Source organism: Salegentibacter sp. 24, assembly GCF_004362395.1.
Lineage (GTDB): Bacteria > Bacteroidota > Bacteroidia > Flavobacteriales > Flavobacteriaceae > Salegentibacter.
Map to the genome: position 1 here is coordinate 35,017 of NZ_SNWE01000016.1, position 12,574 is coordinate 47,590.

The window sequence follows — 12,574 nt, forward strand, 5'->3', positions numbered from 1 at the left end:
TAACTTTTTACCCTAAGCCTTATATTAGCGCTACAACTCCATGAATTACTTATGAGCCAGGAAACCAAGTATACCGAAGATAACATACGGTCTTTAGACTGGAAGGAACATATTAGAATGCGTCCGGGGATGTACATTGGAAAACTTGGGGACGGTTCAAGTGCTGATGACGGGATTTATATTCTCCTTAAGGAGGTGCTGGATAACAGTATCGATGAATTTGTCATGGGCTCTGGGAAAACCATAGAAATTTCAGTTCAAAACCAGCGAGTTATAGTTCGGGATTATGGTCGAGGAATTCCCTTAGGGAAAGTAGTGGATGTAGTATCTAAAATGAACACCGGGGGAAAATATGATTCACGTGCCTTTAAGAAGTCCGTTGGGCTCAACGGGGTTGGAACTAAAGCCGTAAATGCCCTTTCTTCCTATTTTAGGGTAGAATCTTCCAGGGATGGTAAATCTCACGCTGCCGAATTTGAACAAGGTGAACTAAAAGAGGAGGAACATCTGGATGAAACTTCCCGTCGCCGAGGTACCAAAGTAACCTTTGTGCCCGATGAGGTTATCTTTAAAAATTTTAAATTCCGGAATGAGTACATAGAGAAAATGCTCAAAAATTATGTTTATCTGAATCCTGGATTAACCATAATTTTTAACGGGGAGAAATTTTATTCAGAAAACGGACTTAAAGATCTTTTAAAAGATAGTATTCCGGAAGATGAGCGATTATATGATATCATTCATATGCGGGGAGATGATATTGAAGTTGCTATAACTCATAGTAAAGCTCAGTATAGCGAAGAATATCACTCTTTTGTTAATGGTCAGAACACCTCTCAAGGGGGGACACATCTAGCCGCTTTTAGAGAAGCAGTTGTAAAGACAGTCCGTGAGTTTTACGGAAAAAACTATGATGCTAGCGATATTCGCAAATCTATAGTATCAGCGATCAGTATTAAGGTAATGGAGCCGGTTTTTGAAAGTCAGACCAAGACAAAGCTGGGTTCTACCGATATGGGTGGGGATATGCCAACTGTGCGGACTCATATTAATGACTTTTTAAAAACACAACTGGATAATTACCTGCATAAAAATCAGGAGACAGCCGATAGACTACAACGAAAAATATTACAGGCTGAAAGGGAGCGCAAAGACCTATCTGGAATTAGGAAACTTGCAAAGGACCGTGCGAAAAAAGCCAGCTTGCATAATAAAAAATTGCGGGACTGCCGTATTCATCTCGGGGACAGCAAAAAAGAGCGCTATCTGGAGACCACCTTGTTTATTACCGAGGGCGATTCGGCCAGTGGTTCTATTACCAAATCTCGAGATGTGAATACCCAGGCGGTATTCAGCTTAAAAGGGAAACCTTTAAACAGTTATGGCTTAAGCAAGAAAATTGTATATGAAAATGAGGAATTCAATTTACTGCAAGCAGCCCTGAATATAGAAGAATCTTTAGAAGATCTAAGATATAATAATATTGTAATTGCTACTGATGCTGATGTGGATGGAATGCACATCAGGTTATTACTTATCACCTTTTTCCTTCAGTTTTTCCCTGAATTGATCAAGGAAAATCATTTGTACATTTTGCAAACACCATTATTTAGGGTTCGCAATAAAAAAGAAACTATTTATTGTTATAGCGAAACCGAAAGAAAAAATGCGGTAAATAAACTATCCGGCAAAGCCGAAATTACCCGATTTAAGGGTTTGGGTGAAATTTCTCCCGATGAATTCAAGCATTTTATCGGCGATAATATTCGCCTGGATCCAGTAATGCTCGATAAGGAGAAGTCTATCGAGGAAATGCTTAATTTCTATATGGGTAAGAATACCCCGGATAGGCAGGAATTTATTATTGATAATCTTAAAGTTGAACTTGATCTTATCGAAGAGTTAGGCTTATGAGATTCACCAATAAGAATGAAGTGAAAATAGTTCCCTCGATTTACATTGTTTTGGTGGCGATTTTCGTGACTAATATTTTTGTAAATATAGAGCTGATGAGTAGTGATGAACCGGTTAGGTTTAGTCATTATCTTCCCAATATAGTAGTTCTTTTTCTTGGTTTTTATGTGCATAGAATAGGGCAGAGTTTTGATTTTGATAGTGATGGCGAAACTTTAAACCTTAAAAATAACGGCGTATTCTTTTCAAAATTCATGGAATACCGCGTAAAAAAGGCCGAATTTCCCAAAAGAAAACTTGGAAAATTTAGGGTGAGCGATTACTATTTCTATGCTTCCGTAACAATTTATATAAGTTCAAGCAGAAGACGCGGTTTTAAAAAATATACCTTTAACACTACTTTTCTCAACCGTAAAAAGAAGCGTGGCATGATAGCTTCGATGCAGAAAATAGTAGACAATCAAAAAAGTACAGCTTAATGGAAGAAAACCACGAAGAAGCTAATGAAGAACATTTAGAGCAGCCTAAAGAAGAGCTTATAAAGGTAACCGGGATGTACAAGGACTGGTTTCTTGATTATGCATCTTATGTGATTCTCGAACGTGCGGTACCAGCCATGGAGGACGGGTTTAAACCTGTGCAACGCCGTATCATGCATTCTATGAAAGATCTTGACGATGGACGTTACAATAAAGTGGCCAATATTGTCGGACATACTATGCAATATCACCCACACGGGGATGCTAGTATTGGTGATGCTATGGTACAAATCGGCCAGAAAGATATCCTTATTGATACCCAGGGGAACTGGGGTAATATTTTAACCGGAGATCGATCCGCAGCACCAAGATATATTGAAGCCCGTTTATCTAAATTTGCCCTGGAAGTTCTTTTTAACCCAAAGTTGACCGAATGGCAACTTTCTTATGACGGTAGAAAGAAAGAACCCGTTAATTTACCGGTGAAATTTCCCATGTTGCTGGCCCAGGGAGCAGAAGGAATTGCGGTGGGCTTGAGCACCCGAGTGCTTCCGCATAACTTCAATGAACTTATAGATGCTTCCATAAAACATTTAAAAGGGAAGAAATTTACGATATTCCCAGATTTTCCAACCGGCGGAATTGCTGATATTTCCAATTATAACGACGGGAAACGGGGTGGTCGCGTAAGAGTACGGGCAAAAATTAGTCAATACGATAAAAACACCTTGACTATTACGGAAATCCCCTATGGAACTACAACTACTACCTTAATCGATTCCATTTTAAAGGCGAATGATAAAGGTAAGATCAAAGTCAAGAAAATTGAGGATAATACTGCTGCCGAGGTAGAAATTCTTATCCATTTACCTAGTAACATTTCACCGGACAGAACTATAGATGCGCTTTATGCTTTTACCTATTGCGAGAATTCTATAGCACCACTGGGGTGTGTAATTATAGATAACAAACCTATTTTTCTGGGAGTTTCAGAAATATTAAGAACCTCTACGGACCATACCCTTCATTTGCTGAAGAGAGAATTAGAGATTACCCTTGAGGAACTTGAGGAACAATGGCATTTTTCGTCATTAGAGCGAATTTTTATTGAAAAACGAATCTATCGTGAAATTGAGGAAGAAGAAACCTGGGATGGTGTCATCAATGCTATAGATGAAGGATTAAAGCCGCATATAAAACACTTAAGGCGGGCCGTAACTAGGGATGATATTTCAAGGCTTACGGAAATTAGGATCAAAAGAATTTCGAAATTTGATTTAGATAAGGCACAGCAAAAAATTGAATCTCTGGAAGATGAAATCGCAAAGGTGAAACATCACCTAGATCATTTGGTGGATTATGCAGTTGCATATTTCACGAAACTTAAAAATGATTATGGACGAGATAGAGACCGGAAAACCGAATTGCGCATATTTGACGATATCGAAGCCACCAAAGTTGTGATTAGAAATTCCAAGCTTTATGTAAATAGAAAAGAAGGATTTATCGGTACAGCACTTAAAAAAGACGAATATGTTACCGATTGCAGTGATATAGATGATATAATCTGTTTTACTGCTGATGGAAAAATGATGGTTACCAAAGTAGATAGCAAGACCTTCATTGGAAAAGATATAATTCACGTTGCCATTTTTAAGAAAAAGGATAAACGTACTATTTATAATATGATTTATCGTGACGGAAAAAATGGAGCATCATATATAAAACGATTTTCAGTAACCTCGGTTACCCGGGACAGGGAATATGATCTGTCTCAAGGAAAAAAAGATTCTAAAGTACATTATTTTTCAGCAAACCCTAATGGGGAGGCCGAAGTAGTAACCATTTTCCTTAGACAGGTAGGAAGCATCAAAAAATTGAAATTTGATGTTGATTTCGCTGATATGCTTATTAAAGGTAGAAATGTAAAAGGAAATATTGTTACAAAATATGCCGTAAAACGAGTAGAATTAAAAGAAGAAGGCGTTTCAACTTTAAAGCCTAGGAGAATCTGGTTTGATGAGACAGTTAAAAGGTTGAACGTAGATGAACGCGGAGAACTTCTTGGTGAATTCAGAGGTGACGATCGTATTTTAATAATTACCCAGGACGGAATTGCAAAAACCATTATTCCTGAGCTCACTACTCGTTTTGATGAAGAAATGGTCGTCCTTGAAAAATGGATGCCCAAAAAACCAATCTCAGCAATTTACTGGGAACCTGAAAAAGAGCGTTTCTATGTAAAGCGGTTTTTAATCGAAAACCCGGAAAGGGAGGAGAAATTTATTAGTGAACACCAGAACTCTTATTTAGAATTAGTATCTACCGATTATTACCCTCAGGCGGAAATCGTTTTCTCCAAACCGCGCGGTAAAGAACAGCGCCCGAATGAAGAAATTAATATTGAAGAATTTATTTCGGTGAAAGGGATTAAGGCTCTTGGAAACCAGTTAACTACAGATAAGGTAAAACAGATAAATCCTTTAGAGCCTTTACCTTATGAAGAGGAGAAGGAAATTCATGCTGAAGATCTTGAAGTTGTAGAAGAAGAATCCGTTTCTGAAGAAAAAAACACGCTTAATATCGTTCGGAAAAAAGAAGATTCCGATAATTCGTCCCAAAGTCAGACTAAGTTATTTGATGAGTAAATGAGCATATTACAAGAGTTTAAGGAATTTGCCATTAAAGGAAATATGGTAGATATGGCCGTGGGAATTATAATCGGCACGGCTTTTAATTCAGTCGTTAATACTCTGGTCCAACAAGTGGTGATGCCCCCCCTGAGTTTAATGACTAACGGCATTGACTTCGCGAATAAAAAGTGGATTCTTAGGGATAGCGTTGCCAGCGCTGAAGGTGACTTGGTTATCGAAGAAGTCGCTGTAGGTTATGGAGCTTTAATAGAGTCCCTGTTGGATTTTTTAATTATTGGTCTTACAATTTTCGTAGTGGTAAGATTTATGAATCGCTTTAGAAAGAAGGCTGAAAATCCAGAAGATAAACGGGAGGTTACTCCCAAAGATATAGAGCTTTTAGCCAAAATGAATCATCTTATGGAAGAGCAAAATCTTCTGCTCAAAAGAAATTTTTCAGAACGGAAATAATTTTTATCTAACGCGATTAACCGAACCGCGTTGTTTTTTATCCTGCCCCACAATCCCGTACTCAAAGGTATAACCATCTTTATTTGTAGTAAGTATTTTTATATGTATCGGCTTTTCTTCCGCCATGCTATTGGGATTTAAATTTCTCAGAATGTATTCGCAATCATTTATCCATCTGACTGAAGAAGTATCAGATTTCCCCTGGAATTTATCTATTTCTATAGAATCGTTTCTTATAAAAGTAGAAGTGGCTAATTCACCGTTTAAATAGGTTTTATATTCGAATGTTCCAGTTTTATAATCGATGCAATTTCTTTCCGGTTGAAAGCAGCCGGAAAATATAAAAACAAGACTACAGAACACTAAAAGTTTCTTCATGACATTTCTTTTGAACTGCAAAATAAGTCATTTATAACGGGACTTTCAATTTTCAAAGGCTTCAAAAGTACCATCTTGGTAAAAAATCACAATTTTTCTAATAGGTTTGCTTTTTCCGGATTTGCTAAAAGAAAATGGCATTTCATTTTTCTCTGGACTACTATTTTCTTGGTGGTTTAAAGTGGATGAGGTGTCCTTTATAGCTTCCTGGGGAGCGATAGGTTTACCAGAAGGAGGAAAGCTTCCTTTTCCATTTAATAGCCAATATAATTCCACTTCGGGAAATGACTTTATAACCTTCATTACAAAATCCAAACTAGGCTTGTTTCTGCCCGATAAAATATGCGAAATAGAAGATCGTCCAACTTCAATTTTATCAGCAAAACCTGCAGCCGATAATTCATAAAATTCGAGGATTTTATGCAAGCGTTTAGAAAAATCCTCGGTGTTTACCATTGTAAATAATACTGTAGTGAATTGTTATTTACAAATGTAATCAAACCTATTGTAGCCTGCAAATTACAATTGTAATTAAATCAAACAGGGTAAACTTATACTTTAATTGAACGAGTTTAAAAAACTAAAAATAAGAATATTATATGTAAAATATAATTCAGTTGGAGAAATTCCATGTCTCTGGCATTTTGAAATCAATTAGTGTTTACAGATGTAACTAATAAAAGTTAATTTAATCGTTTACAATTGTGAATTTTGTATTGTTTACTTTTGTAAACATGAAAAAAATGACATTATACAAACAACTTTTGCAGGACTATAATTTGTTTAAAGAAGAGGGAGTTTCCGGAAGGTATGTTCGATATGCTGATATCCAAATTTTACTCAAAAAATTGGGAGATGAATTCCTTTTGGAAGAAATTGGAGAATCGGTTTTGGGAAAGCCTATCGATGGGATTCAATTCGGCAGTGGAAAAATTAGAATTCTTGCCTGGTCCCAAATGCACGGAAATGAATCTACCACTACAAAAGCTATTTTTGACCTGCTTAATTATATTTATAAATACAAAAAAGAAGCTTTTGTGATATCGCTGTTGGAGAAATGTAGTTTCTATATTCTCCCCATGTTGAATCCTGATGGCGCTCAGGCGTATACCCGTGTTAATTCCAATAAGGTTGATCTAAACCGAGATGCCCAGGATTTAAGTCAGCCCGAAAGTAGGATTCTTCGAAAAGTTTTTGAAAAATTTAAACCTGACTTCTGTTTAAACCTCCACGACCAGCGCACTATTTTTAGTGTCGGCAATAAGCCAGATCCTGCAGTGCTCTCTTTTTTAACGCCTTCTATGGATAAGGAACGACGAATTTTTCCTTCCAGGATTAAAAGTATGCAGCTTATTGCAAAAATTGTCGATGATCTTTCCGATTTGTTACCCAATAGAATAGGCAGGTATGATGATGGATTTAATATTAATTGTACAGGAGATACTTTTCAAAGTACCCAAACTCCTACGATTCTTTTTGAAGCCGGCCATTTTCCGGGGGATTACCAGAGAGAAGAAACCCGGAAATATGTGTTTTTAGCTTTAATATCTGTTTTGAAAGCTATTAGTGAAAAAAGTTTCGAAAATTTGGATTATAATAAATACCAGGCAATTCCAGAGAATAAAAAGCTTTTCAATGATGTTATTCTAAGAGGGGTTAATTCAGAAAATGGCATAGTAGATATCGCCATTCAATATAAAGAAGAGGTAAAAAATAAAGAACTGGTCTTTATTCCAATAATCGAAAAAATAGCTCCTAAAATTAGCAGATTTGCACATAAAGAAATCATTTGTGAGAATAAAAAAATTACCATTAATCACAAATCTATACTTACCGAAAACGTTATAGTTAATAAAATCGCCTTAAATGGTGTAGAATTACAGTTTAAATGTGAATAATTCTCAAAAACCTTAGCAATTATTCAAGGATTTTGTATTAATTTTGAATTTCATATAAATAAAGAAATTTAAAAAATGGCCAAGTTTAAATTAGACGAAACAGATCACCAAATTCTCGATATGTTAATTGAGAATACTAGGACTCCATTTACCGATATCGCGAAGAAACTTTTAATATCGGCAGGAACTGTACATGTAAGGGTTAAAAAAATGGAAGAAGCAGGAATTATAAAAGGTTCCTCTTTAACCCTTGACTACAAGAAATTGGGTTATGCGTTTATTGCCTATGTTGGTGTATTTTTAAAGAATACTTCGCAAACTAAATTCGTACTGGAACGTATTAATGAAATTCCATTCGTAACTGTTGCCCACGTAACTACAGGTAAATTTAACGTGTTTTGCAAAATTAGAGCACGAAATACTCAGCACGCTAAGGAAGTTATCTTTCAATTAGACGATATTGAAGGAGTTTACAGAACAGAAACTATGATTTCTTTAGAAGAGAGCTTAAACGATAAAAAACGTTTAATGCACTCTATTTTTCAGGACATGTAAACAAGCCTAAATTTATTATAAAAACCCTTTAGGCTACTGTGTTTAAAGGGTTTTTTTATAATTTTAAAATCAATCTTAATCAACTAAAATTTATTATGAACAGAGAACCAAAACTGGAACGTTTTAACGAAAGTGTGCTTTCAAAATACCAGGTTTATAACAGTATATTTTTAACCCTGCCTTTTGACGATATTAGCAAAACAGGATCCCTGCTACCTCTATTTCAGGAGTTATGTGAAGCCGGTTTTAAGCAGAATAAAAATCCTTCAGAAATTATTGAAACCTTCTTCAGTAAATATCAGGATGATCCTTCCGAAGAACTTCAGATCAGTTTATTATTTAGGTTTATCCAATACATAGAGCGGCAGGTAGTACTTTTTGATGCTATTGAAGACGCTTCTTTTCCGATAGTGAATAATATGGACGGTCGCGGTACTCTTAGAAACGTTAAAGAGGAAGCCGAAGCAAAGGATAAAACACCGGAATTACGTGAATATCTGAAACGCTTTAATGTAAGGCCAACTTTGACAGCGCACCCCACGCAGTTTTATCCAGGGGCTGTTTTAGGAATTATTACTGATCTAGACAAAGCTATCCAAAAGAACGATATTACCCTAATTAAAAAATTACTATCACAACTCGGGAAAACCCCGTTTTTCAAGAAAGAAAAGCCAACACCATATGATGAGGCGGTTAGTCTAATCTGGTATTTTGAAAATGTATTTTACCAGAGTGTCAGTAAAATCTATAATTACATTCAACAAAATATTTTTGAAGGACAGGATATTGGCAATCAGGTTATCAATTTAGGATTCTGGCCAGGCGGAGACCGTGATGGAAATCCTTTTGTAACTACTGAGATCACCTTAAAGGTTGCTCAAAGATTGAGAAGCACAATTTTACTTAATTATTATCGTGATATTAGAGCACTTAAAAGAAGGGTAACCTTTAATGAAGTTGATCTAATTATCGCTGAAATGGAAACCGCGCTTTATCAGAGTGCAATCTCCAGATCCGGAAAGATTAAAATGTCACTTGAAGACTTTAAATCAAAACTACAACAGATCAGGGAAATAGTTGAAGAAAAACACCAGGGGCTGTTTATTGAAGAAATAAATGATTTAATCAATAAGGTTAATATCTTCGGTTACCATTTTGCTACTTTAGACATCCGTCAGGATTCAGGAATTCATGATGAGGTTCTTAAAGAAATCCTTAAAAAACACGCGGATTTATTTCCTGAAAATTATGCTTCGCTCTCTAATGAAGAGCAAATTGAAACCCTTACCAAGGTTCAAGGGAATATAGATCCCGATCATTTTGAGGATGGAATAGTTAAATCTACCCTTTCTTCCATTTATGCGATGAAGGAAATTCAGGGAAAAAATGGAGAAAATGGAGCTAACAGGTATATAATTAGTCATAGTGAAGTCCCTCAAAGTATTTTAGAACCCTTTGCATTCTTAAGGCTATGCGGTTGGAAAAAGCCGACGGTAGATATTATCCCACTTTTCGAAACAGTTCCTGATTTAAAAGCTTCCCCAGATGTCATGGAAACATTGTATAAAAACCAGGTTTATCGTGAGCATTTGAAAAGCAGAGGTGATAAGCAAACGATTATGCTCGGATTCAGTGACGGGACTAAAGACGGCGGTTATTTAATGGCTAATTGGAGTATTTACAAAGCCAAGGAAATGCTTACCGAGGTTTCCAGAAAATATGGTATCAAGGTCGTTTTCTTTGATGGTAGAGGAGGACCACCGGCTCGTGGCGGCGGTAAAACCCACCAGTTCTACGCATCTTTAGGTTCTGGTATTGAAAATGAAGAAATCCAGTTGACCGTGCAAGGGCAAACGATTAGTTCTAATTTCGGAACCCGGGATTCGTGTAGATATAACCTGGAGCAATTGCTTAGTTCCGGAGTTTCTAACGAGATCTTTAGTAAAGGGGAAAATCAATTAACTGATGAAGACCGGGAAACCATGACAAATCTTGCTGAAATTAGTTATGAGACTTACACTAATTTCAAGGAGCATGAGAAGTTTATTCCTTATTTGGAAAAAATGAGTACCCTAAAATATTACTCTAAAACCAATATTGGAAGTCGTCCTTCAAAAAGAAATAAATCAGCTAAATTAAATTTAACCGATTTAAGGGCCATTCCGTTTGTGGGAAGCTGGAGCCAGTTGAAACAGAATGTTCCAGGATTTTTCGGAGTAGGAACTGCCTTGGAGAAGTATGAAAAAGCAGGAGAATTTCATAAAGTCAAACAACTTTATAACAATTCGGTTTTCTTTAAAACGCTACTGGAAAATTCTATGATGAGCCTTACCAAATCTTTCTTTGCACTTACAGCTTATATGGAGAAAGACAAGGAATTTGGTGATTTTTGGAAAATTATTTATGCTGAATACAAACGTAGTCATGCCATGTTATTGAAAGTAACCGGTTACCAGGAACTGATGGAAAATCAACCAGCAGGAAGAGCTTCTATTCAAGCTCGTGAGCGCATTGTATTGCCATTGTTAACCATTCAACAGCATGCCCTTAGAAAAGTACAGGAGCTTCAGAAACAAGGTAAGAGCAAAGAGGAGTTGCTTGAGGTATACGAGAAAATGGTAACCCGTTCTCTTTACGGTAATATTAATGCAAGCAGAAATTCAGCTTAATATGATAGCAAATAGTTTAGAATCTAATGAGTACAATGCGTACTACGACAGATATTTGCAAAAAATCCCCGGCACTTTAGAGCTGGGGATTTTACTTCTTGAAAACAGGGAAGAATTTCTTCAGCTTTTAGATAAAATAAGGCCAGAAGATCTAAAGTATAGTTATGCCAAAGGAAAATGGACCATAGCTGAAGTACTTCAGCACCTTATAGATGTAGAAAGAATTTTTCAATACAGGTCGCTCACTCTGGCAAGGGAACCCGGAATTAAATTACCGGGATTTGATCATAACGCATACACTCCTATGAGTTCTGCACAAAACCGGAATTTAAAAAGTTTTAAAAAAGAATTTAAAACGGTAAGAAATGCAGGTATTTCTCTTTATCGTAGTTTTTCAAAAGAAATGCTGGAGCGTCAGGGGTTTGTAAGTGGGAGTCCAACGAGCTGCCGTGCTTTAGGTTTTATAACAGCAGGCCATACCAAACATCATATTGAAATATTCAAAGATAATTATCGAATTTTATGAAGTTCTTTAAAACTTCCTGGTCATTGTTGAAGCAGGCTTATCTAAGCTGGAATAGAAATGAGCCTTTTGCTCGTAGCGCAACCATTGCATATTACGCATTATTTTCCCTGCCTTCTTTATTAATAATTGTTGTAACCATTGCCGGTTATTTTTTTGAACAAAAGGCAGTTCAGGGAAGATTGACTTCAGAAATCAGTGGTTTTATAGGCCAGGAACCTGCTAAGGCTATTGAAGAAATGATTGCCAGCGCTGCCTTGGCAACAGAATCTACCTGGGCAATTATATTTGGTATAGGAATGTTGCTATTTGGTGCTACCGGAGTGTTTTTTCAGCTTAAAATGGCGATGAATAATATTTGGAATGTTGCTGCTAAACAAACTAATTTCGTGGGAATTTTATTAGATCGGCTTATTTCGTTCGGTATGGTAATGGTAATCGGTCTTTTACTTTTATTATCCCTGGTTATCTCTGCTTTAATCACCATTTTAAAGGAGGAAATCAAACATTATGCCCCAAATGTAACTGAATTTATGGTTGAGGCTGCCAATTCCGGCATTTCATTTCTGGTAATTACTACTTTGTTTGCTGCTATTTTTAAGTTACTCCCAGATATTAAATTACGTTGGAGAATTACTTATTTGGGAGCAGCAGTTACTACTATTTTATTTCTGATAGGAGAAGGCTTAATTAGCTTTTATTTCGGAAAAAGTGAACCAGCTTCTGTCTACGGAGGTGCTTCCTCTGTCGTACTCATTTTACTTTGGGTTTATTATACCTGTTTAATATTGTTTTTTGGTGCTGAATTTACTGTACAATATGCCCTTCTTAGAAATGAACGGGTAATCCCTAATAAATATGGAGAACCTGCAATTTATCAGGAATTGGAAAAACTACAGCAAAAGCGTACCCAACTAGGGGAAGAGAAGGAAATTATCGACACCCTTAAAAATAATATGGATTGGGAGAAAAATCGTGGGAAAAATCAGAAAATAAAAAATAAGAAATAGCTCTAATTTAAATACTTTTAAGAGAATTAATCAAAGTTTAACTT

The 12,574-nt window shown here is 36.2% G+C and carries 11 protein-coding genes; 9 read left to right on the top strand and 2 right to left on the bottom strand.

Features of this window, described 5'->3' with window-relative positions; all coding sequences use genetic code 11:
• Positions 1-51 precede the first annotated feature (51 nt).
• From DET49_RS12200 to mscL, 4 genes are read left to right on the top strand one after another with little or no spacing between them, the layout of a single operon-like run.
• A complete protein-coding gene (locus DET49_RS12200) occupies positions 52-1,914 on the top strand; it encodes a DNA topoisomerase IV subunit B (protein ID WP_133548386.1) in 1,863 nt (620 codons plus the stop codon).
• Positions 1,911-2,393 carry a hypothetical protein gene (locus DET49_RS12205; RefSeq protein ID WP_133548387.1) on the top strand — a complete coding sequence of 161 codons (483 nt, stop codon included), beginning with the start codon at positions 1,911-1,913 and terminating at the stop codon, positions 2,391-2,393. Before DET49_RS12200 ends, DET49_RS12205 begins: the two co-directional genes overlap by 4 nt.
• Positions 2,393-5,041: a DNA gyrase/topoisomerase IV subunit A gene (locus tag DET49_RS12210; protein WP_133548388.1), complete on the top strand. Its 2,649-nt coding sequence runs from the start codon at positions 2,393-2,395 to the stop codon at positions 5,039-5,041. The genes DET49_RS12205 and DET49_RS12210 overlap by 1 nt, the downstream gene beginning before the upstream one ends.
• Positions 5,042-5,497, top strand: a complete 456-nt coding sequence (gene mscL, locus DET49_RS12215; RefSeq protein ID WP_133548389.1) for a large conductance mechanosensitive channel protein MscL — start codon at positions 5,042-5,044, stop codon at positions 5,495-5,497. It begins immediately after the preceding gene.
• Positions 5,498-5,500: 3 nt separating this feature from the next.
• Here the strand turns inward: mscL and DET49_RS12220 are convergent, their stop codons facing one another.
• Together DET49_RS12220 and DET49_RS12225 are read right to left on the bottom strand one after the other, a co-directional pair.
• The gene (locus DET49_RS12220) at positions 5,501-5,875 is read right to left on the bottom strand and encodes a DNA topoisomerase IV (RefSeq protein ID WP_133548390.1); all 375 of its coding nucleotides are present in this window, start codon (positions 5,873-5,875) and stop codon (positions 5,501-5,503) included.
• 45 nt (positions 5,876-5,920) lie between these two features.
• Positions 5,921-6,331, bottom strand: coding sequence for a helix-turn-helix domain-containing protein (locus DET49_RS12225; protein ID WP_133548391.1), 411 nt, complete (start codon positions 6,329-6,331; stop codon positions 5,921-5,923).
• A gap of 287 nt (positions 6,332-6,618) precedes the next feature.
• On the opposite strand from DET49_RS12225, the gene DET49_RS12230 reads away from it, so the two are divergent.
• The 5 genes from DET49_RS12230 (at position 6,619) to DET49_RS12250 (ending at position 12,530) form a co-directional block, all read left to right on the top strand.
• On the top strand, positions 6,619-7,773 hold the full coding sequence (locus tag DET49_RS12230) for a M14 metallopeptidase family protein (RefSeq protein WP_133548392.1): 1,155 nt from the start codon (positions 6,619-6,621) through the stop codon (positions 7,771-7,773).
• 75 nt (positions 7,774-7,848) lie between these two features.
• Positions 7,849-8,328, top strand: a complete 480-nt coding sequence (locus DET49_RS12235; RefSeq protein WP_037314044.1) for an Lrp/AsnC family transcriptional regulator — start codon at positions 7,849-7,851, stop codon at positions 8,326-8,328.
• A 95-nt stretch (positions 8,329-8,423) separates the two neighbouring features.
• Entirely contained in the window at positions 8,424-10,997 is a 2,574-nt protein-coding gene (locus DET49_RS12240; protein ID WP_133548393.1) for a phosphoenolpyruvate carboxylase, read from the top strand.
• Position 10,998: 1 nt separating this feature from the next.
• Complete coding sequence (locus DET49_RS12245) at positions 10,999-11,523, top strand: DinB family protein (protein WP_243729636.1); 525 nt, start codon at positions 10,999-11,001, stop codon at positions 11,521-11,523.
• Positions 11,520-12,530 carry a YihY/virulence factor BrkB family protein gene (locus tag DET49_RS12250; RefSeq protein ID WP_133548394.1) on the top strand — a complete coding sequence of 337 codons (1,011 nt, stop codon included), beginning with the start codon at positions 11,520-11,522 and terminating at the stop codon, positions 12,528-12,530. The genes DET49_RS12245 and DET49_RS12250 overlap by 4 nt, the downstream gene beginning before the upstream one ends.
• Positions 12,531-12,574: the final 44 nt, after the last annotated feature.